Origin of the sequence: Photorhabdus khanii NC19, from assembly GCF_000517265.1 — a bacterium.
Classification (GTDB): domain Bacteria; phylum Pseudomonadota; class Gammaproteobacteria; order Enterobacterales; family Enterobacteriaceae; genus Photorhabdus; species Photorhabdus khanii.
On record NZ_AYSJ01000009.1, the window covers coordinates 12,990 to 34,560 of the forward strand.

The window sequence follows — 21,571 nt, forward strand, 5'->3', positions numbered from 1 at the left end:
CCACAGGTAGATCCCAACAGATTCACAGCGTACAATAGCGGCTCTTGAAATCTGTTGGGATCACTATGGCCACTATTACCTTAATCAGCGGCAGCACGATGGGCAGTGCTGAATACGTAGCTGAACATATGGCTGAAATTCTGGAAGGTGCTGGTTTTTCCACCGAAATGCTGCATGGCCCCTCTCTCGATGAACTTCCTCAGGAAGGATTTTGGTTAGTAGTCACATCCACACATGGGGCAGGGGAATTACCAGAAAATATACAACCACTGGCAGAAGAAATTTCTGAAAAAAAACCTGATCTCAGCAAAGTAACATTCGGTGCTGTTGGTATTGGCAGTTCTGAATACGATACTTTCTGTGGGGCGATAAGATCGCTTGATCAACTATTGGTGGAAAATGGGGCCAAACGCCTCGGCGATCGTCTGGAAATTGATATCCAACAACATCAGATCCCCGAAGATCCCGCAGAAGAATGGGTTAAAATTTGGGCAAAGTCACTCTGATTTGAACAAAAAAACAGCGAACGATTGTGGATAACTCATATAAAAAGCAGGGGTTAACCCGTAGTTATCCATAGTATAACTATCAGGCCATGATCGCATTGTGAATAACTTGCTGTTTAGATCCCAGTTTATACCGGCTAGGATCACGGATCATTCACAGCAAATGATCCTTTACAAGGTTATGATCTTTCTAAGTAAAAATAACTTATCCACAAAAGATCATGATCCTAATAAAAGATCTAATAAAGAGATCTTTAAATAAAAAAGATCTTCTTTTAATTAGCGGCGATCTTACCTACTTGGTCTATCGCCGAAACTTGAGTAGAATTCTCTTCCCTTAATGCAACACTAAGCATTCTTATAACTGAAGGTTCATCACCATGTTTTATCCAGAGCAATTTGACGTCATCATTATCGGTGGTGGTCACGCCGGTACTGAAGCTGCTATGGCAGCTGCTCGTATGGGCCGTCAAACCTTATTACTGACTCACAATATTGATACTTTGGGCCAAATGTCATGTAACCCAGCTATCGGTGGGATCGGTAAAGGACATCTGGTTAAAGAAATTGACGCTCTGGGCGGCTTAATGGCTAAAGCCACTGATCAGGCTGGTATTCAATTTAGGACCTTGAATGCCAGTAAAGGACCCGCTGTTCGCGCAACACGTGCTCAAGCTGACAGAGTTCTTTACCGTCAAGCCATACGAACAGCATTAGAAAATCAACCTAACTTAATGATTTTCCAACAACCCGTAGAAGATCTCATTGTTGAAAACGATACTGTCACTGGTGCAATAACTCGTATGGGACTTAAATTCAGGGCCAAAGCCGTTGTTCTGACAGTAGGTACATTCCTTGACGGTAAAATCCATATCGGTCTGGAAAATTACAGTGGAGGGAGAGCTGGTGATCCTCCTGCGATCTCATTAGCACAGCGTTTACGTGATTTGCCTTTACGTGTAAACAGATTAAAAACAGGTACGCCGCCACGTATTGATGCCAGAACTATTGATTTTAGTCAGCTAACACAACAACTGGGTGATAATCCAACACCTGTATTCTCTTTTCTTGGAAATGTGGGACAACATCCACAACAGATGCCATGCTACATTACTCATACCAATGAAAAAACGCACAATGTGATCCGCAATAATTTAGATCGCAGCCCAATGTATGCAGGGATCATTGAAGGGATCGGCCCACGTTACTGCCCTTCGATCGAAGATAAAGTCATGCGTTTTGCGGATCGCAATGCTCATCAGATCTTTCTTGAACCAGAAGGACTGACCAGTAATGAAATTTATCCAAATGGTATTTCTACCAGCTTGCCATTTGATGTACAAATGCAAATTGTTCATTCCATGAAAGGGATGGAAAATGCCCGCATTATTCGCCCTGGTTATGCAATAGAATATGACTTCTTTGATCCAAGAGATCTGAAACAGACACTGGAAAGTAAATTTATTCATGGCTTATTCTTTGCCGGGCAAATCAATGGTACGACTGGTTATGAAGAAGCTGCCGCTCAAGGGCTTTTAGCCGGACTTAACGCAGCCTGTTACGCTTCAGAAGAGGAGGGGTGGTTCCCTCGTCGTGATCAAGCTTATATTGGTGTTCTGGTTGATGATTTGTGTACTCTGGGCACTAAAGAACCATACCGTATGTTTACTTCCCGGGCTGAATATCGCCTGATGTTACGTGAAGATAATGCTGACCTTCGTCTGACAGAGAAGGGCCACGAATTAGGATTGGTGGATGATTACCGCTGGGAACATTACTGCCGTAAAGTGGAGATGATCGAACAGGAACGTCAGCGTTTGCGTAATATTTGGATTCATCCTCATTCAAATAATCTTGGTGACATCAACAACATATTAAAAATGCCATTATCGAAAGAAGCTAATGGTGAAGATCTATTGCGTCGCCCTGAAATAAATTATGAAATACTAACTTCATTACCACTGTTTTCACCTGGTCTTAAAGAACCGCAAGCAGCTGATCAGATTGAAATTCAGGTCAAATATGAAGGGTATATTGCCCGTCAACAGGAAGAAATTGAAAAACAATTGCGTAATGAAAACACGTCATTACCGGTTGATCTTGATTACCGTCAAGTTAGTGGTCTTTCTAATGAAGTTGTCGCTAAACTTAATGATCACAAGCCAAACTCAATTGGTCAGGCTTCACGCATTTCAGGGGTAACACCTGCTGCAATTTCGATTTTACTTGTATGGCTGAAAAAACAGGGCTTACTGCGCCGTAGTGCCTGAGAGGATTTTTATTGTGCTTAATAAACTGGAATTTCTGCTGACTAAAGCAGGAATAGAGCTTTCACAACAGCAAAAACAGCAGCTCATGGCCTATGTTGATATGCTCAACAAATGGAATCAAGCCTATAATCTCACGTCTGTCCGTGAGCCAGAGCAAATGCTGGTACGTCATATTATGGATAGCATTGTTGTCAGCCCTTATCTACAGGGTCATCGTTTTATAGACGTAGGCACAGGTCCGGGGTTACCGGGGATCCCATTAGCTATTGTTCGTCCAGATTCTCATTTCACATTGTTGGATAGTTTAGGTAAAAGAGTCAGGTTCTTGCGCCAGGTTCAGCATGAACTTGGTTTGGCGAATATCGAACCTGTACAAAGCCGGGTTGAAATGTACTCTTCTGAACCACCTTTTGATGGCGTTATAAGCCGTGCTTTTGCCTCATTACAGGATATGGTCTCTTGGTGCTGCCATTTGCCTGAATCTGTTCATGGACGATTCTATGCGCTTAAGGGCATGCTTCCTAAGGAAGAATTTACCATGTTACCTTCCGGAATTGTTGTTGATTCAGTTATTCAGTTAGATGTTCCTGAACTGGAAGGGCAACGCCATCTGGTTATCCTTAAATCAAACTAAGTTTGTTATTTGTCAATAAAGTTATAAATAATTAGTGATGTTGAGCACAATTATACTGTGGTCAACATCGTCAATTATGATTTGTCTCGTTTCAGCTTTAATTTACCACGTTATTACATAAAAATAACGTTATCTTGATATTAAGATAGTTGGGACTTTAAAAATCAGATAAAGCGTTTTTTCATCAGATTCGCTTTTTTAAAGCAGCTAAAAATTAGCTTGGTAATTTAAGTCAATAATATAATAACCTTTTCCTATAAATTTAAATTAACTTATTGATTTAAATGTTGATATTTTTTATTTTCATTCCCTGTAAATGTTAAATATAATTAACAAATGAAAATTTTATGTGATTCAAATCACACTTAAGTTTGAGAGTGTGAAATTATTAGAGAGAGAAAATCAGCACAATAATTAGCTTACAATCTGGCACCAAAGTAAAAAATTTAAATAATTGTTCACCTTTTCGCTACTTATGGATTGAATTCATTTTGGCTGCCCGTATAATTTGCACGTTTTTGTCACTTGACACACTTAAGCAAAGGCAGTTTTATACAACATTTAGCAAAACCTGATATGCAAGGCGTGCAAGGGGAGAAAATAAAAGTCATGTCTGTATCCCTTTACAGCGGTAGAATTGCACTGAAACTGCTTTTTTTGCAGTTAATGACTTTTGTTGTTCTCAGTGTGGCTTTTTGTACCAAAAGTATAGAATGGGGCATTTCTGCTTTTGTTGGTGGATTAGCATGTTGGTTACCTAATGCCATTTTTATGCTATTTGCCAGTTTTCAGAAAGTAAAAGAAGAAAGTGTTCCTGTACGTGTTGCATGGTCTTTCGCTATTGGCGAAGGGTTGAAGGTTATTATTGCAATAGCTGTGCTGGTTGTTGCTTTAGGCGTGTTTAAAGCGGCGTTTGCACCACTGGGTTTGACTTATTTAGCGGTGCTGGTTGTGCAGATCATCGCACCAGCTGTGATAAACGGTTAGGTTTTCAACAACAAAAGGGTAAGAGGCATCATGTCTGCATCAGGAGAAGTTTCAACTGCAAGGGACTATATAGGCCACCACCTGAATAATCTTCAGTTGGACCTACGTACCTTTGAGTTGGTCGATCCCAACTCTGGTGGTTCTGCAACGTTCTGGACGTTGAACATTGACTCGCTTTTTTTCTCAGTCGTATTAGGGATTTTATTTCTGTATGTATTCAGAAAGGTTGCGGTTAATGCCACCAGTGGCGTACCTGGCAAACTTCAGACTGCTATAGAATTAATCATGGGTTTTGTTGATAACAGTGTCCGTGATATGTATCACGGCAAGAGCAAAGTTATTGCCCCTTTGGCACTGACCGTGTTCGTCTGGGTGTTATTAATGAACGTGATGGACTTACTGCCAATCGATTTTCTCCCTTATATCGGTGAACATGTCTTCGGCTTACCTGCTCTGCGTGTTGTACCAACAGCAGATGTCAGTATTACCTTGTCGATGGCTATTGGTGTCTTTGTCCTCATCCTCTACTACAGCATTAAGATGAAAGGAGTTGGTGGTTTTACAAAAGAGCTGACTTTACAGCCTTTTAATCATCCATTGTTTATTCCGGTTAACTTAATTCTGGAAGGGGTTAGCCTGCTTTCAAAACCGGTATCACTCGGTCTGCGACTGTTTGGTAACATGTATGCAGGTGAATTGATCTTTATTCTTATAGCTGGTCTGTTACCGTGGTGGTCGCAGTGGATGCTCAGCCTGCCTTGGGCTATCTTCCACATACTGATTATTACGTTACAAGCCTTTATTTTCATGGTTCTGACGATTGTTTATCTGTCGATGGCATCTGAAGAACATTAATTTTTACCACAATAACTGTGTTTTAACTGAAACAAACTGGAGACTGTCATGGAAAACCTGAATATGGATCTGCTGTACATGGCTGCCGCTGTAATGATGGGTCTGGCGGCAATCGGTGCTGCGATCGGTATCGGCATCCTCGGAGGTAAATTTTTGGAAGGCGCTGCTCGTCAGCCGGATTTAATCCCTCTGCTGCGTACACAGTTCTTTATCGTTATGGGTCTGGTTGACGCCATCCCGATGATTGCTGTGGGCCTTGGCTTGTACGTAATGTTTGCTGTCGCGTAGTTTGCAGAAAAAATCCGAAACTACGTCAACTCATTAATTTTAAAAGAGGTATTGTGCTGTGAATCTTAATGCAACAATCCTCGGCCAGGCCATTGCGTTTGTCCTGTTTGTTATGTTCTGTATGAAGTTTGTATGGCCACCAATCATGGCGGCCATTGAAAAGCGTCAAAAAGAAATTGCTGACGGTTTATCTTCTGCGGAACGCGCCAAAAAGGACCTGGACTTAGCGCAAGCCAATGCGACCGACCAAATGAAGAAAGCGAAAGCGGAAGCTCAGGTCATCATCGAACAGGCTAATAAACAAAAAGCCCAGATCCTTGATGATGCAAAAGCGGAAGCTGAGCAGGAACGTAACAGAATCGTAGCGCAAGCTCAGGCAGAAATTGATGCCGAACGTAAGCGTGCTCGGGAAGAGTTGCGTAAGCAGGTCGCTATGTTGGCTATCATAGGTGCCGAGAAAATCATCGAACGTTCCGTGGATGAAGCTGCTAACAGCGACATCGTTGATAAACTGGTCGCTGAACTGTAAGGAGGGAGGGGCATGTCTGAATTCGCTACTGTAGCTCGCCCCTACGCCAAAGCAGCTTTTGACTTTGCTGTGGAAAAACAATCGCTAGAACAATGGCAAAATATGCTGGTGTTCACAGCTGAAGTGACTCGTAATGAGCAAGTTGGTGAGCTGCTTTCTGGTTCATTGGCATCGGAAACATTAGCCAATGCCTTTATCGCAATTTGCGGTGAACAGGTTGATGAACATGCTCAGAACTTTATTCGTGTTATGGCAGAAAACGGCCGCTTATTGGCGTTACCTGAAGTTTTGCAGCAATTTATTCAATTGCGTGCGTTACTTGAATCAACTGTTGATGTTGAAGTGATTTCTGCTGCCGAACTGAGTGAACAACAGCTGGCTAAAATTTCTGCGGCGATGGAAAAACGTCTGTCACGCAAAGTTAAGCTGAATTGCAAAATTGATAAGTCTGTTATTGCTGGTGTGGTAGTCCGCGCAGGTGATTTGGTGATCGATGGCAGTATTCGTGGCCGTTTAGATCGCTTAACAGACGTCTTGCAGTCTTAAGGGGACTGGAGCATATGCAACTGAATTCCACCGAAATCAGCGAACTGATCAAGCAGCGCATTGCTCAGTTCAATGTAGTGAGTGAAGCTCACAATGAAGGTACGATTGTATCCGTTAATGACGGTATCATTCGTATTCACGGTTTAGCCGAAGTTATGCAGGGTGAGATGATCGCTCTGCCTGGCAATCGTTATGCAATCGCATTGAACCTGGAGCGCGACTCCGTAGGTGCGGTTGTGATGGGCCCGTATGCTGACTTAGCAGAAGGCATGAAGGTCAAATGTACTGGCCGTATTCTTGAAGTTCCTGTTGGTCGTGGTCTGCTTGGTCGTGTGGTAAACACGCTGGGTGAGCCAATTGATGGCAAAGGTCCTGTTGAGCATGATGGTTTCTCTGCTGTTGAAATGATTGCTCCGGGCGTTATCGACCGTCAATCCGTTGATCAGCCGGTACAGACTGGTTATAAATCTGTTGACGCCATGATCCCTATCGGTCGTGGTCAACGTGAACTGATTATCGGTGACCGTCAGACGGGCAAAACAGCACTGGCTATTGACTCAATCATTAACCAGCGTGACTCAGGCATTAAATGTGTTTATGTCGCAGTTGGTCAGAAAGCTTCTACTATTGCGAACGTTGTTCGTAAATTAGAAGAGCATGGTGCTCTTGCCAATACTATTGTTGTTGTTGCGACTGCTTCAGAATCTGCTGCATTACAATACCTGGCGCCATATTCTGGTTGTGCGATGGGCGAATATTTCCGCGATCGCGGTGAAGACGCATTGATTGTTTATGATGATTTGTCTAAGCAGGCTGTTGCTTATCGTCAAATTTCCCTGTTGCTGCGTCGTCCGCCAGGGCGTGAAGCATTTCCAGGTGACGTTTTCTATCTGCATTCCCGTTTGCTGGAGCGTGCTGCGCGTGTTAACGCTGAATATGTAGAAAAATTCACTAATGGTGAAGTGAAAGGTAAAACGGGTTCTCTGACCGCTCTGCCTATCATTGAAACTCAGGCAGGTGACGTATCAGCATTCGTACCGACAAACGTTATTTCAATTACTGATGGTCAGATCTTCTTGGAATCCAGTCTGTTCAACGCGGGTATTCGTCCGGCAGTTAACCCAGGGATCTCTGTATCCCGTGTCGGTGGTGCAGCTCAGACTAAGATCGTGAAGAAGTTGTCTGGTGGTATCCGTACTGCTTTGGCTCAGTACCGCGAACTGGCAGCGTTTTCTCAGTTTGCTTCTGACCTTGATGATGCAACCCGTAAGCAGTTGGATCATGGTCAAAAAGTCACTGAGTTGCTGAAACAGAAACAGTATGCGCCAATGTCTGTTGCACAGCAGTCACTGTCTCTGTTTTCTGCGGAGCGTGGTTATCTGGAAGATATCGAAATTGCTAAAGTTATTGATTTCGAGTCTGCGCTGCTTGCGTATGCCAGCCGTGAACATGCTGATCTTCTGAAAGAGATTGACCAGTCTGGTGGTTACAATGAAGAGATCGAAGCGAAGCTGAACGCTCTGCTTAACTCCTTCAAAACAACTCAGTCCTGGTAACACTATTCGGCCCGGTTTAATTAAACATGGGCCGTCTGGTTAATGAGGAGAATCAGGAATGGCCGGCGCAAAAGAGATACGTACCAAGATCGCCAGCGTGCAAAACACGCAAAAAATCACTAAAGCGATGGAGATGGTTGCTGCGTCCAAAATGCGTAAAACGCAGGATCGCATGGCGGCCAGCCGTCCTTATGCAGAAACCATACGCAGCGTGATTGGTCACCTTGCGTTAGGTAATCTGGAATATAAACACCCATACCTTGAAGAACGTGCAACCAAACGTATCGGGTATCTGGTTGTTTCTACCGATCGTGGCTTGTGCGGTGGTTTGAACACTAATCTGTTCAAAAAACTGTTGTTAGACATGAAAGACTGGTCTGATAAAGGTGTCCAGTGTGATCTGGCACTTATCGGCTCTAAGGCGACCTCTTTCTTTGCTTCTGTTGGGGGCAATGTTGTTGCTCAGGTAACAGGCATGGGAGATAACCCTTCACTGTCCGAATTAATCGGGCCGGTTAATATCATGTTGCGAGCATACGATGAAGGACGTCTGGATAAATTGTATGTGGTGACAAATAAGTTCATCAATACAATGTCTCAGGAACCTACTATTACTCAGTTGTTGCCTCTGCCTGCCGGAGATGATGAGACACTGAAGAAGAAATCCTGGGACTATTTATACGAACCTGATCCTAAGGCGTTGCTGGATATACTGCTGCGTCGTTATGTCGAATCGCAGGTTTATCAGGGCGTCGTTGAAAACCTGGCTAGTGAACAGGCCGCACGAATGGTGGCGATGAAAGCCGCGACTGATAATGGTGGCAGCCTGATCAAAGAGCTGCAGTTGGTTTATAACAAAGCTCGTCAGGCCAGCATAACTCAGGAGCTGACCGAGATTGTCTCGGGTGCTTCCGCGGTTTAACAGCTAGGTTTACGAATTACGTAGAGGATTCAAGATGGCTACTGGAAAGATTATCCAGGTAATCGGCGCCGTGGTGGACGTCGAATTCCCTCAAGATACCGTACCAAAAGTATACGATGCACTTGAGGTTCAAAACGGCGAAGCTAAATTGGTGCTGGAAGTACAGCAGCAGTTGGGCGGCGGCGTTGTTCGTTGTATTGCAATGGGTACTTCTGATGGCTTAAGCCGTGGTTTAAGCGTTACTGATTTAGGTCACCCAATCGAAGTTCCCGTTGGTAAAGCGACACTTGGCCGTATCATGAACGTGTTGGGTAAACCAATCGACATGAAAGGTGATATCGGCGAAGAAGAGCGTTGGGCAATTCACCGCTCGGCTCCAAGCTATGAAGAGTTATCTAACTCTCAAGAGCTGCTGGAAACCGGTATCAAAGTAATGGACCTGATTTGCCCATTCGCTAAGGGTGGTAAAGTGGGTCTGTTCGGTGGTGCGGGTGTAGGTAAAACCGTAAACATGATGGAGCTGATCCGTAACATCGCGATTGAGCACTCAGGTTACTCCGTATTTGCCGGTGTAGGTGAACGTACCCGTGAAGGTAACGACTTCTACCACGAAATGACCGACTCTAACGTACTGGATAAAGTATCTCTGGTATATGGTCAGATGAATGAGCCACCAGGAAATCGTCTGCGTGTTGCGCTGACTGGCTTGACAATGGCTGAGAAGTTCCGGGATGAAGGCCGTGATGTTCTGTTGTTCGTTGATAACATTTATCGTTATACTCTGGCAGGCACCGAAGTGTCTGCATTGTTGGGTCGTATGCCATCAGCGGTAGGTTATCAGCCAACTCTGGCGGAAGAAATGGGTGTTCTGCAAGAACGTATTACTTCCACCAAAACCGGCTCTATTACTTCCGTACAGGCTGTTTATGTACCGGCGGATGACTTAACTGACCCATCTCCGGCGACGACTTTCGCGCATTTAGACGCAACCGTAGTGCTGAGCCGTCAGATCGCTTCTTTGGGTATTTACCCTGCGGTTGATCCGTTGGATTCTACTAGCCGTCAGCTCGATCCACTGGTTGTTGGTCAGGAGCACTATAACGTTGCCCGTGGTGTTCAGTCTATCCTGCAACGTTATCAAGAACTGAAAGATATTATCGCTATTCTGGGTATGGATGAGCTGTCAGAAGACGATAAGCTGGTGGTTGCGCGTGCTCGTAAGATCCAGCGCTTCCTGTCTCAGCCATTCTTCGTTGCAGAGGTGTTTACGGGTTCACCAGGTAAGTTCGTTTCCCTGAAAGATACTATCCGTGGCTTTAAAGGTATCTTGGAAGGAGACTATGACCACCTGCCAGAACAAGCGTTCTACATGGTAGGTACCATCGAAGAAGCTGTGGAAAAAGCGAAGAAACTTTAATACGGCTGACCGGAGGTTGACATGGCTGCAATGACTTACCATCTGAATGTTGTCAGTGCTGAGAGCCGGATGTTTGAAGGCTTGGTACAGAAAATTCAGGTGACAGGTAGTGAAGGTGAGTTGGGTATTTACCCGGGACATGCTCCACTACTTACTGCCATAAAACCTGGCATGGTACGTATTGTTAAGCAGTTCGGTGAAGAAGAGGTGATTTACCTTTCTGGTGGTATCCTTGAGGTACAACCGAGCGGCGTTATCGTACTGGCTGACACTGCAATCCGTGGTAAAGATTTGGATGAAGCTAAAGCGCTGGAATCTAAGCGTAAAGCTGAAGAACACATCCGTAATTCTCACGGTGATGTTGACTATGCTCAGGCATCAGCTGAATTGTCTAAAGCGATTGCAAAACTTCGTGTAATCGAGCTGACAAAAAAGGCGATGTAATACAGGCAGTTAAAGAAAAAAGCCAGTTGGTGAAAGCTAACTGGCTTTTTTGTATTGCGAAATATGTAGTAATTTATCTCGCAAACAGGTTTACTTTTTTTTCTTAAATTGGAGTTATCAGGTTTCTTATGTCTAACAGTGCAAAAAGTGTTGTGATCCTTGCCGCGGGTAAAGGAACCCGCATGTATTCTGATCTCCCTAAAGTACTGCACTTGCTGGCCGGTAAACCTATGGTTCAGCATGTGATTGATACTGCAATGGCGTTGGATGCTAAAAATGTTCATCTGGTTTATGGGCATGGTGGTGATCTGATGAAGCATGCCTTATCTGATCAAAAGTTGAATTGGGTATTGCAGTCAGAGCAGTTAGGGACTGGACATGCAATGCAACAGGCTGCACCCTATTTTACTGATGATGAAGATATTCTGATACTGTATGGCGATGTGCCTCTGATTGGAGCAGATACCCTTGAACGTCTGCTGGTGGTTAAACCTGAAGGTGGTATTGGTTTACTGACAGCAATTCTGGATAATCCAACGGGTTATGGTCGCATTGTTCGTGAGAACGGAGAAGTAACCGGAATCATTGAGCAAAAAGACGCGACTGAAGATCAACGAAAAATCAATGAAATCAACACAGGTATTCTGGTCGCTAATGGTGGTGATTTAAAACGTTGGTTATCCCAATTAAATAACAACAATGCTCAAGGTGAATATTATCTTACTGATGTGATTGCTTTGGCTTATAAAGAAGGCCGGAAAATTGAAGCAGTACATCCAAGCCGCTTGAGTGAAATGGAAGGTGTGAATAACTGCCTCCAGCTTTCCGCTCTTGAGCGTATTTATCAATCTGAACAAGCAGCAAAATTATTACTGGCGGGCGTTATGCTGTTGGATCCTGCTCGTTTTGATTTACGCGGTACACTGACTCATGGCCGTGATGTAGTTATTGATACCAATGTCATTATAGAAGGTAATGTAGCCCTTGGTAATAACGTGCAGATTGGCACAGGTTGCATATTGAAAAATTGTATTATCGGCGATGATTCTGTTCTTAGTCCATATACTGTTGTTGAAGATTCTGAAATGGAAGTTGGCTGTACTGTTGGGCCTTTTGCCCGTTTACGTCCTGGTTCTAAACTCGCTGAAAAAGCCCATGTAGGGAATTTCGTTGAGATGAAGAAATCTTATCTGGGTAAGGGCTCTAAAGCGGGACATCTGACTTATCTTGGCGATGCTGAGATTGGACGTAATGTAAATATTGGTGCGGGTACTATTACCTGTAACTATGATGGTGTTAATAAATTCAAAACCGTTATTGGCGACGATGTTTTTGTTGGTTCTGATACTCAGCTTGTTGCGCCAGTGACTGTTGCCAAAGGCGCTACAATTGGTGCGGGGACAACAGTGACAAAAAATATCGCTGAAAACGAATTAGTAGTAAGCAGAATTAAGCAAACCCATATTCAGGGTTGGAAACGCCCTGTAAAGAAAAAATAAAATAATAATCCCCACTCTACAGGCTCGGGGACCGGCAAAGCCGGAAAACAATCAGGTTCGTGACATATAAAGGGCTTTCATCAGCCCTGTTTTTAGGAATAAAACTGATGTGTGGAATTGTTGGTGCAGTAGCACAACGAGATATTGCTGAAATCCTGATTGAAGGGCTTCGTCGTTTGGAATACCGTGGTTACGACTCCGCTGGGCTGGCGGTTGTTGATAACGAAAATAATATGCTTCGCCTGCGTGAAGTCGGTAAGGTGCAAATACTTGCTGATGAGGTTGACAAGCAACCAGTCCTTGGTGGGACAGGTATTGCTCACACCCGTTGGGCTACACACGGTGAACCAAACGAGAAAAATGCTCACCCGCATATATCTGATTATATTGCTGTTGTTCACAACGGCATTATTGAGAATTACGAAGAATTGCGGATTCAGTTAATTGAGCGCGGTTATCAGTTTACATCAGATACTGATACAGAAGTTATTGCCCACCTTGTTCATTGGGAGCAAAAACAGAGTAGTACTTTGCTGGAGGCTGTCCAGCATGTTATTCCTCAACTTCGTGGTGCTTATGGCGCAGTTATCATGGATAGCCGCGATCCTGGAACAATAATCGCTGCGAGATCGGGTAGCCCTCTTGTTATTGGCTTAGGCGTTGGGGAAAACTTCCTTGCATCTGATCAATTGGCTCTGCTGCCAGTTACCCGTCGTTTTATCTTTCTTGAAGAAGGTGATATTGCGGAAGTAACTCGCCGTACTGTGCATATTTTTAATACTCAGGGCGAACCGGTTGAACGGGAGCAGATCGAGTCCAATATTCAGTATGATGCTGGTGACAAAGGTGTTTACCGTCACTATATGCAAAAAGAGATCTATGAACAGCCAATGGCAATCAAAAGTACTCTGGAAGGGCGCTTAAGCCATGGGCAGGTAGATTTGTCTGAACTTGGCCTTAATGCAGCTGAATTGTTATCTAAAGTTGAACATATTCAGATTGTTGCCTGTGGTACATCCTATAACGCTGGTATGGTTTCCCGTTACTGGTTTGAAGCATTGGCGGGTATTCCTTGTGATGTGGAGATTGCTTCTGAATTCCGTTACCGCAAATCAGCACGTCGTCCAGGAAGCTTATTAATTACATTGTCTCAATCAGGTGAAACAGCAGATACACTGGCAGCACTGCGTTTATCCAAAGAGCTTGAATACCTCACATCGTTGACGGTTTGTAACGTAGCAGGCTCTTCCTTGGTGCGTGAATCTGATTTTGTTTTGATGACCAAGGCTGGTGCAGAAATTGGCGTTGCTTCAACTAAAGCGTTCACAACCCAGCTGACAGTATTGCTAATGCTGGTGGCTTATCTTGGGCGTTTAAAAGGTGTTAATGCTGAACAGGAGCAAGAAATTGTTCATGCATTACATGCACTGCCAAGCCGCATCGAAAGCATGCTGTCGAAAGATAAAATTATCGAGGCGCTGGCAGAAGATTTTTCTGATAAACATCATGCTCTATTCCTTGGCCGTGGTGATCAGTATCCGATTGCGGTTGAAGGTGCGCTGAAATTAAAAGAAATTTCTTACATCCATGCAGAGGCTTATGCCGCAGGCGAATTAAAACATGGCCCATTGGCACTGATTGATGCAGATATGCCAGTCATCATTGTAGCTCCAAATAATGAACTGCTGGAAAAATTGAAATCCAATATTGAGGAAGTACGTGCTCGTGGCGGATTGCTATATGTGTTTGCTGATCAGGATGCGGGTTTTACAGACAGCGAAGGAATGAAAATCATCCCATTACCACATGTTGAAGAACTGATTGCTCCAATATTTTATACTGTGCCGTTGCAACTGCTCTCTTATCATGTTGCGCTGATTAAAGGAACTGATGTTGATCAGCCTCGTAACCTGGCTAAGTCAGTGACTGTAGAATAATCGCTTTATAATAAGAAGTTAAAATAAGCCCCTGTACATTAAAAATACAGGGGCTTTTTGTGTTTAATTGAGAGAGTTTCTCATTATTTTCTTGATGATAAAAATAAATTGCGATATTGTAATGTTATATTATTACATTTGTGGTGAAGTTATGAAACCAGATATCCATCCAAACTACCGGGTAGTCGTATTTCACGATACCAGTGTTAATACCTACTTTACAGTTGGCTCCACTATTCGTACTGAGCGGACAATTACCTTGAATGGAGAAGAGTATCCGTATGTGACTGTTGATGTATCATCGGAATCACATCCTTTCTATACAGGTAAGCAGAAAACTTTATTTCAAGAAGGTAGCACAGCACGATTCCAGAAAAAATTTGGGCGTTTTATTGGCAATAAATAAATTGAGGGATCGTAAAAATGCAGGTGTTAAGTTCACTTAAAACGGCGAAAACCCGTCACCCAGATTGCAAAATCGTACGCCGTTGGGGCAGGTTGTATGTTATCTGTAAATCCAATCCGCGTTTTAAGGCTGTTCAAGGGAAGAAAAAGAAACGCTGATACTAATAGTAGAACTCGTAGCTTATAACTGCGGGTTTCTTTTCTGTATTTTATTTGTAATTATCTTGAGAATAACTAATCTAACCTAAACTTTGTTTGAGAAGGGAGTTAGCATCATTAAATTCCAGATGAAGAAAAGTTATATTTTACGCAAAATGAAACCTTATAAATGTTTGCTGTATAGTCTAGAATTAAACCTTCAATTGGTTGTTATTGCTACAAATCTACCCTAAAAAATAGTTCATAATTTACTCTTATTAACGTATTTCTCTATAAACCATTATCTTGGTCATTTATTGATACCCGAATATAGCCAATCTTCGTCATGTGTAACCCTGCTTAATACCAATAAGAGACTATTTTTATGGGAATTATCATGGATTGAGCTATTTTGTAAAATATAGTTTAAAAGAAGCTGCTAAACGTGATATAGGAAACAAAGGTAATCAGATTCCAGATGCCTGTTTTTTTCCAGTAATTTCAGTGATGATAAAGGCTGGTGGATGAGTCCTAATGGAATTATAGAACAGTATGTAAAAGTCATTTTGACAAAGAGCGATGTACATAATCGGAGTAATACGCATCAAGAAAGAATGAAAAACATATCTTTTCCAATTGTTTTTCCTGTTGCTTTTCTTGGTGCATCGGTGACTAATCTTGATACTCCCTGGATTTATATTGAAACATCATGGGTGTCAGATGTAAGTAAAACTTCGATTACTGTGTGGGCTGGAATTTATCTTCCAGTAAACAGAAATGATGTTTTGTCAGAATCAGATGTAACAATTTATTTGCGAGTATGGGGGAAATAAAAAAACCTTGTTGAAGTCGATCAGCTATGACTCGCATAACTACTATTAACTGTTTCAATCAATAGTTATTGCAGAATAATATCCACCATTGCCATAACTAACAAAAAGACCGGGGATAGAATGTATAGTGCCCGGTCTTCCTTTAAGTTACGATAATGGTGGAATTGGTCAGTCAATCTCTAGTATTTTTGAAATACCAATTTGGTTAACTATTCCATTCTTCGTTCATCAGAATGTTTTGCATGATAGGGCAAATTTTTCATAGAAAGATAACCAGCTTTTAACGTATCTGGGTGAAAACCCTAAGTTGTTGAGTATATTTAATACCCAATAGCTATAATAAGTGGATAACATAGACCTTGACTTCCTGTACCAAACCATTGTGGGAATACTTTTACTTCTGAATTAGTCCAAGAGGATACTTGAAACACTTGATCCGAGAACTTGGTGTCATCGCCTTTTGTTGCGGTTAGAGCTATTAAGCACATATTCGGGAAAGCAAGTGGAAACTGTAATACTGGGTAAGTTACATCTTCTTTATTACAAATTGGGCCTGTCATCCACTGAAATATCCACTTCTTTGGTACACCATTAACTATCATAGGAATAGTTATATAACCATCGGAGTTTAATAATCCTTCAGCAGCAGCTAGTTTAGCCCCTTCTTTTAAACCAAGGTTTTTCAAAATTAGTTAATCCGTGATAATTTCTATAAAAATAGTCTTTTATTGGTATTAACAAGGATCACACATGGCAAAGATTGGCTATATCCGGGTGTCAACAAATGACCAAAACAGTGATTTACAGAGAAATGCGTTGATAAGTATAAATTGCGGGCAGATTTTTGAGGATAAAATCAGTGGAAAAACAGCCAATAGACCGGGTTTAAAAAGGGCTTTAAAACAACTTAAAAAAGGCGATACTTTAGTCGTTTGGAAATTGGATCGACTAGGGCGTAGCGTAAAAAATATGGTCACTTTGATTTCTGACTTAAGTGAACGTGGTGTTCATTTCCAGAGCCTGACTGACAGTATTGATACCAGTACCTCTATGGGGAGATTTTTCTTTCACGTTATGAGTGCACTGGCTGAAATGGAACGGGAATTGATCGTTGAAAGAACAAATGCAGGATTGATAGCAGCCCGAGCTCAGGGGAGAATTGGTGGCAGACCAGTATCGTTTTCATTTGCTGAACAACAACAAGCCGCGAGATTACTGGCGAAAGGCCACACACGGAAGCAGTTATCATTAATTTACAACACATCGTTATCTACGATATATAAATATTTTCCGGTAAATAAAATGGATTGTTCATCAGCTTAATATTTGCAGGGCAATTAACTAAATGTTTAGTTTTATACTGTGTAACACTCAAGAGTAATTTATGCAAAATATATTGTTTTTCTTTTCCAAGTGGAAAACGTTAGCACTGTTCTACAAAAAACTAACAGATGAAGACAAAAACCCGATATGCAAGTACTGCTGGCAAAAAAAAAGCTTATTGTATGTGAAATCCACTGCATCAGGGCATTCTTGAACAAAAAATTGCCATTAAGCATAGGATTTACATACTTGAGAATTGATTTATTAACAATGGAAAAGGTTGTCAGCACCTGGAAATCATTAGGCAAACTCGACCAATGAAATTAATTTCATTAATTGCACAGTCAAAAGTTACATCGTGATCACAGACACGAATTTTACCGCCCGGGATTTTTATGATCTTTTTAATGCTATGCATCCCTTCAATATCAATCAACCATAAACCATCCTGAATATCAGGTTCTTCTGCATCCAACAAATACCAAGAGTTGTTGTCATCAATAATGAGAGGTTTTTTAATTTCTCCGGCGATAAGTTCATTATCTAAAATTACAGGGTTTTCAACATTCAGCCTTCCTCCTACTAATTTAACGCGTGGGATTGTCGGTGCAATAATATTTTCTAAAGATTCTTTTTCCTTTTCTCCATCAGGGAACATTTCTCCTTGTCCTGTGCTTAGCCATGACAATGAAGCATTAGTTTCAAGATTGCATTGAATAATCCAGTCTGCTGGAAAGCTATCTCTTAAATAACGATTTGCCATTGTACTCTTAGACACACCCAAATGGTCGCTAAGTGCCTGACGTGATTTGAATCCATATGCATGGACAAGACGCTCGATAGCTTGTTTTCCTCCACTATCTGCACCCATTTTTATCTCTGTTATGTTTTTTTTCATTAAAAGTACAGTTTAGTGAGTTTGTTATCTTCACAAAGCTCTCTGATTAAGAACTATAGTGATCCTAAATGAATTTATTAGAATATTGCATCATGAACACTCAAATTTCAATCTGTATATATATCATCCAAATAATGGGAAAGAATTTTTCAAGTTTAAAAATAAGAAAAATTTATCAATTATAGGGAGTTGCGATCGAAAAGAAACCTTTTTAATAATTAATTATTTCAATAAAAACAATAATTAATATATTAACACTATCAAATATAGTTATCAAAAAAGATAAGAAACTACTTTAACTTTTTCTAATCAACGTGTACTGTTCTTATATACAGTTATGTTATACGGAGGTAAGTTTGTCAGTGGACTTTCTTATGGAATCAGTAATAGCGCAACGTATTAATTTTATCGCCAGAATGGCAACAAGCTGTGAATGTAATCATGCTGAAGATAAAGAACTGGCTTTAGCTTGGATTGCTGAGTTATCAACACCACTTGCAAAACAACTTGTTAACCATCACGAAACGCTTGATGAATAAGTGTAACAAAAGAATAAATGTGATAGGTAAATGATATGCATTTGGAAATTCTATTTGATAAAAAATCTAAATTTTCTCAGTCAGTTATGATTACATTGAAAAATGAACTGAAAAATAGATTTTTCTTATGATTCAGCAAATCTGAGAAGACGATAGTTGAACTAGCCACTGGAAGGTGGCTTTTTGTTTTCGTTTGTACTATTCCCTTAACAATGTTGCCTGGTTGTTTCTTCCTATCTTGTTAGCACACCATAACACTCTAATTTAATAAAATTTTCTGTAATATAGAGGGGATACTTAATGAAAATAATTTCACAGCAAAATGATACTGTTGACGCTTTATGCTGGCGTCACTATGGCCGAACTCAAGGTATGACTGAACGAGTTTTAGAAGCTAATCCAGGGTTGGTTGAACTGGTATTTAAAAAATTCCCTGAATTGTCTGAATATAGCGTAATCCTGCCACATGGCACTGAAGTCGAAATGCCAGAGGTTATATCAGCCACAACAAAACCTATTCTGCAACTATGGGATTAAAGATAACAGACGGATAAAGACAACCATATTACCTTGATTGCTTTTTCAACAGAATTATTACCTTATATTAGGAATCGTCAACAATCAAGCCAAGTAAAATTACCTGTAACACTGTACCCAGTATTTGGTCAGGTAGTACAAAATTGAAATTCTTTTAATTATCGTGTCAAACTCTGACTATAACTATAGATTATATAAAAGCCTTTCTCAATTGTGGGAAAGGCTTTTTAATTCATATTGTTATAGTTTTTCCCTCCCAAGAAATTTGTCTGATCTTTCCTACAATTCACCTTTAATGTCTACCGCTACCTTTAATGTCATTCTTCCAAACATAAACCCATAACTACCTATATGGCATTTTTCCGAATATGGATACACAACTAACAGAACTTCTACGCTTATTGCGTAACCTGATCAGAACTGGTGTTGTTACTGAGGTAGATCATGCCCGAGGTATGTGCCGGGTCGCGACAGGTAATCTTAAAACTGACTGGCGGCCTTGGTTGACAATGCGAGCAGGTCATTCCCGTACCTGGTGGGCCCCCAGTGTTAGTGAGCAGGTTTTATTACTATCCGTTGGTGGAGAGCTGACCACCTCCTTTGTATTACCGGCTGTTTATTCCGATCGATTTCTAGCTCCATCAGTTTCTTCCGAAGCTGTCCATATTGCTTTCCCTGATGGGGCCGTAATGGTGTATGAGCCGAAATTCGGTGCCTTAACCGTAAAAGGTATTAAGACTGCTAATGTGCAAGCTTCATATTCCATAACACTTGAGGCAACGAATATAACACTAAAAGCACACGATAAAATCTCAATGTCGGCAAATAACAAAATTGGATTGACATCGCAAAACGAAATCTCAATGTTGGCAAATAACAAAATTGGATTGACATCGCACAACGAAATCTCAATGTCAGCAGATAACAAAATTGGATTGAAATCGCACAACGAAATTTCAATGGGAGCAGACATCAAAATTGGACTAAATGCAAAAAAATCACTTTCACTGAGCTCACATGAAGTCAAGTGTGAAGCAAAAAAAGAAATGGAATTGAAAGCACCAGAACTGGCTCTGAAAGGAAAAACTAAACTGGAAGGTGATGTTGAAAATACCGGCGGAAAACTCAGCTCTAATGGTGTGACCCTACATTCTCATAAACACACTGGAGTCATGTCCGGCGGTGCAACAACAGGAGACCCAACATAATGATGTATATTGGAATGAACAGGCAAACTGGCCGCAGCCTGACGGATTTGGCACATGTGCGGCAATCTGTCAGCGATATCTTATCAACACCAGTAGGTAGCCGTGTGGAACGGCGTACTTATGGTTCTCTGTTACCTGAATTGATTGACTGGCCACAGAATGCAGCTCTGCGTCTGCAAGTTATGGCAGCCAGTTATACAGCGATCAGCCGCTGGGAACCGCGCATCAATCTGACATCTATAACCATCAATACCCTACAAGACGGCAAAATGACGGTAGATATAGCCGGCCATTATCAGCAGTCCGCCGGAGCGTTTTCTCTATCCATCCCTGTGAGGTAAAACAATGCCAACCATTGACCTGAGCCAATTGCCACCACCTGATGTAGTCGAGCCACTGGACTATGAAAGCCTGTTAGCTGAACGCAAAGCTGAATTGATCTCTCTTTACCCTGAAGAACAACGAGATGCTATTACTCGAACATTGGAACTGGAATCTGAACCTCTGGTTAAATTACTTGAGGAAAACGCTTATCGGGAATTGATATTGCGTCAGAGGGTTAATGAAGCTGCCCGTGCAGTAATGCTGGCTTATGCAACTAACGGCGATTTGGACCAATTGGGAGCGAATTACAACGTTACTCGGGCAGTTATGGAACCGGATAATACCTTCCGTGATCGAATCCAAAGAGCCTTTGAAGGACTAAGTGTTGCAGGTCCGATAGGTGCGTATGAATATCACACCCTTAAAGTTAATGAAGGTATTCATGCTGATAAAGATGAATATAAAGGTGAATATCAAACTGTAGCGGATGTTTCCGTCATCAGCCCATCTCCTGCCAATGTGACTGTAACTATTTTGTCACGGAAATGGAAATGGGAAAAAGGTAAAAAAGATGAAGAGGATACAGAACATAAAGGCGTGGCTTCACAAGATTTACTGGATAAAGTGGTTGTAGCACTTAATGACGAAAATGTTAGACCAGTTGCTGATCGGGTAAAAGTACAGTCAGTACAAATAGTGGAATACCAGATTGATGCTGTGCTTTATCTCTATCCGACACCTGAGTCTGAACCTATCCGTAAATTGGCTCAACAAAATATGGATAAATATGTGCAAGATCAACATAAGTTGGGAAGGGATATCCGGCTATCTGCCATTTATGCCGCACTGCATGTGGCTGGTGTACAGCAGGTGGAACTAAGAGCACCGGCGAAGGATATTATTTTATGCAAAGATCAAGCTTCTTATTGCACCAGCGCAAAACTGGAACTGGGTAAAACTCAAACTTCCGATTGTT

26 protein-coding genes are annotated in these 21,571 nt (G+C 41.7%); 24 read left to right on the forward strand and 2 right to left on the reverse strand.

Annotated elements, in window-relative coordinates; genetic code table 11:
- The first annotated feature begins 65 nt into the window (after positions 1 to 65).
- The 18 genes from mioC to PTE_RS08955 all read left to right on the forward strand — a co-directional run bounded on the left by mioC (position 66) and on the right by PTE_RS08955 (position 15,766).
- Positions 66 to 506: an FMN-binding protein MioC gene (gene mioC, locus PTE_RS08875; RefSeq protein ID WP_036845263.1), complete on the forward strand. Its 441-nt coding sequence runs from the start codon at positions 66 to 68 to the stop codon at positions 504 to 506.
- A 380-nt stretch (positions 507 to 886) separates the two neighbouring features.
- Complete coding sequence (mnmG, locus tag PTE_RS08880; protein WP_036845265.1) at positions 887 to 2,776, forward strand: tRNA uridine-5-carboxymethylaminomethyl(34) synthesis enzyme MnmG; 1,890 nt, start codon at positions 887 to 889, stop codon at positions 2,774 to 2,776.
- A gap of 13 nt (positions 2,777 to 2,789) precedes the next feature.
- The gene (gene rsmG / locus PTE_RS08885; RefSeq protein ID WP_036845267.1) at positions 2,790 to 3,410 is read left to right on the forward strand and encodes a 16S rRNA (guanine(527)-N(7))-methyltransferase RsmG; all 621 of its coding nucleotides are present in this window, start codon (positions 2,790 to 2,792) and stop codon (positions 3,408 to 3,410) included.
- 609 nt (positions 3,411 to 4,019) lie between these two features.
- Entirely contained in the window at positions 4,020 to 4,397 is a 378-nt protein-coding gene (gene atpI, locus PTE_RS08890; RefSeq protein WP_036845640.1) for a F0F1 ATP synthase subunit I, read from the forward strand.
- Between the two features lie 30 nt (positions 4,398 to 4,427).
- Positions 4,428 to 5,252, forward strand: coding sequence for a F0F1 ATP synthase subunit A (gene atpB, locus PTE_RS08895; RefSeq protein ID WP_036845268.1), 825 nt, complete (start codon positions 4,428 to 4,430; stop codon positions 5,250 to 5,252).
- A 48-nt stretch (positions 5,253 to 5,300) separates the two neighbouring features.
- A complete protein-coding gene (gene atpE, locus PTE_RS08900) occupies positions 5,301 to 5,540 on the forward strand; it encodes a F0F1 ATP synthase subunit C (RefSeq protein ID WP_000429386.1) in 240 nt (79 codons plus the stop codon).
- Between the two features lie 58 nt (positions 5,541 to 5,598).
- A complete protein-coding gene (gene atpF / locus PTE_RS08905; RefSeq protein ID WP_021325028.1) occupies positions 5,599 to 6,069 on the forward strand; it encodes a F0F1 ATP synthase subunit B in 471 nt (156 codons plus the stop codon).
- 12 nt (positions 6,070 to 6,081) lie between these two features.
- Positions 6,082 to 6,615, forward strand: a complete 534-nt coding sequence (gene atpH / locus PTE_RS08910) for a F0F1 ATP synthase subunit delta (RefSeq protein WP_036845270.1) — start codon at positions 6,082 to 6,084, stop codon at positions 6,613 to 6,615.
- Between the two features lie 14 nt (positions 6,616 to 6,629).
- On the forward strand, positions 6,630 to 8,171 hold the full coding sequence (atpA, locus tag PTE_RS08915; protein WP_036845272.1) for a F0F1 ATP synthase subunit alpha: 1,542 nt from the start codon (positions 6,630 to 6,632) through the stop codon (positions 8,169 to 8,171).
- 58 nt (positions 8,172 to 8,229) lie between these two features.
- Positions 8,230 to 9,093, forward strand: coding sequence for a F0F1 ATP synthase subunit gamma (gene atpG, locus PTE_RS08920; RefSeq protein ID WP_036845274.1), 864 nt, complete (start codon positions 8,230 to 8,232; stop codon positions 9,091 to 9,093).
- A 34-nt stretch (positions 9,094 to 9,127) separates the two neighbouring features.
- Complete coding sequence (gene atpD, locus PTE_RS08925; protein WP_036845277.1) at positions 9,128 to 10,510, forward strand: F0F1 ATP synthase subunit beta; 1,383 nt, start codon at positions 9,128 to 9,130, stop codon at positions 10,508 to 10,510.
- A 21-nt stretch (positions 10,511 to 10,531) separates the two neighbouring features.
- A complete protein-coding gene (locus PTE_RS08930) occupies positions 10,532 to 10,954 on the forward strand; it encodes a F0F1 ATP synthase subunit epsilon (protein WP_011144452.1) in 423 nt (140 codons plus the stop codon).
- 128 nt (positions 10,955 to 11,082) lie between these two features.
- Positions 11,083 to 12,453, forward strand: coding sequence for a bifunctional UDP-N-acetylglucosamine diphosphorylase/glucosamine-1-phosphate N-acetyltransferase GlmU (glmU, locus tag PTE_RS08935; RefSeq protein ID WP_036845279.1), 1,371 nt, complete (start codon positions 11,083 to 11,085; stop codon positions 12,451 to 12,453).
- A gap of 107 nt (positions 12,454 to 12,560) precedes the next feature.
- Complete coding sequence (gene glmS / locus PTE_RS08940; RefSeq protein ID WP_036845281.1) at positions 12,561 to 14,390, forward strand: glutamine--fructose-6-phosphate transaminase (isomerizing); 1,830 nt, start codon at positions 12,561 to 12,563, stop codon at positions 14,388 to 14,390.
- Between the two features lie 151 nt (positions 14,391 to 14,541).
- Entirely contained in the window at positions 14,542 to 14,796 is a 255-nt protein-coding gene (locus PTE_RS08945; RefSeq protein ID WP_036845284.1) for a type B 50S ribosomal protein L31, read from the forward strand.
- Between the two features lie 17 nt (positions 14,797 to 14,813).
- Positions 14,814 to 14,954 carry a type B 50S ribosomal protein L36 gene (gene ykgO / locus PTE_RS08950; protein ID WP_036845286.1) on the forward strand — a complete coding sequence of 47 codons (141 nt, stop codon included), beginning with the start codon at positions 14,814 to 14,816 and terminating at the stop codon, positions 14,952 to 14,954.
- A 381-nt stretch (positions 14,955 to 15,335) separates the two neighbouring features.
- Positions 15,336 to 15,461, forward strand: a complete 126-nt coding sequence (locus tag PTE_RS26830) for a hypothetical protein (protein WP_280739720.1) — start codon at positions 15,336 to 15,338, stop codon at positions 15,459 to 15,461.
- Positions 15,458 to 15,766 carry a gp53-like domain-containing protein gene (locus tag PTE_RS08955; RefSeq protein ID WP_036845288.1) on the forward strand — a complete coding sequence of 103 codons (309 nt, stop codon included), beginning with the start codon at positions 15,458 to 15,460 and terminating at the stop codon, positions 15,764 to 15,766. The genes PTE_RS26830 and PTE_RS08955 overlap by 4 nt, the downstream gene beginning before the upstream one ends.
- Positions 15,767 to 16,086: 320 nt before the next feature.
- Here PTE_RS08955 and PTE_RS26445 read toward each other — a convergent pair whose 3' ends face one another.
- Entirely contained in the window at positions 16,087 to 16,452 is a 366-nt protein-coding gene (locus tag PTE_RS26445; RefSeq protein ID WP_071992962.1) for a gp53-like domain-containing protein, read from the reverse strand.
- Between the two features lie 64 nt (positions 16,453 to 16,516).
- Here PTE_RS26445 and PTE_RS08965 point away from each other — a divergent pair, with 64 nt between their 5' ends.
- The gene (locus PTE_RS08965; RefSeq protein ID WP_036845290.1) at positions 16,517 to 17,089 is read left to right on the forward strand and encodes a recombinase family protein; all 573 of its coding nucleotides are present in this window, start codon (positions 16,517 to 16,519) and stop codon (positions 17,087 to 17,089) included.
- Positions 17,090 to 17,372: 283 nt separating this feature from the next.
- Here the strand turns inward: PTE_RS08965 and PTE_RS08970 are convergent, their stop codons facing one another.
- A complete protein-coding gene (locus tag PTE_RS08970; RefSeq protein WP_369973526.1) occupies positions 17,373 to 17,960 on the reverse strand; it encodes a phage repressor protein CI in 588 nt (195 codons plus the stop codon).
- A 401-nt stretch (positions 17,961 to 18,361) separates the two neighbouring features.
- On the opposite strand from PTE_RS08970, the gene PTE_RS25705 reads away from it, so the two are divergent.
- The 5 genes from PTE_RS25705 to PTE_RS08990 all read left to right on the forward strand — a co-directional run.
- Entirely contained in the window at positions 18,362 to 18,526 is a 165-nt protein-coding gene (locus PTE_RS25705) for a hypothetical protein (protein ID WP_165577087.1), read from the forward strand.
- A 300-nt stretch (positions 18,527 to 18,826) separates the two neighbouring features.
- Positions 18,827 to 19,063 carry a tail protein X gene (locus PTE_RS08975; RefSeq protein ID WP_036845293.1) on the forward strand — a complete coding sequence of 79 codons (237 nt, stop codon included), beginning with the start codon at positions 18,827 to 18,829 and terminating at the stop codon, positions 19,061 to 19,063.
- A gap of 368 nt (positions 19,064 to 19,431) precedes the next feature.
- Positions 19,432 to 20,271 carry a phage baseplate assembly protein V gene (locus PTE_RS26990; RefSeq protein WP_036845295.1) on the forward strand — a complete coding sequence of 280 codons (840 nt, stop codon included), beginning with the start codon at positions 19,432 to 19,434 and terminating at the stop codon, positions 20,269 to 20,271.
- Positions 20,271 to 20,612: a GPW/gp25 family protein gene (locus PTE_RS08985; protein WP_036845297.1), complete on the forward strand. Its 342-nt coding sequence runs from the start codon at positions 20,271 to 20,273 to the stop codon at positions 20,610 to 20,612. The genes PTE_RS26990 and PTE_RS08985 overlap by 1 nt, the downstream gene beginning before the upstream one ends.
- A 4-nt stretch (positions 20,613 to 20,616) precedes the next feature.
- Positions 20,617 to 21,571: baseplate assembly protein (locus tag PTE_RS08990; RefSeq protein ID WP_051477313.1), on the forward strand; the 955-nt coding region annotated here is incomplete at its 3' end.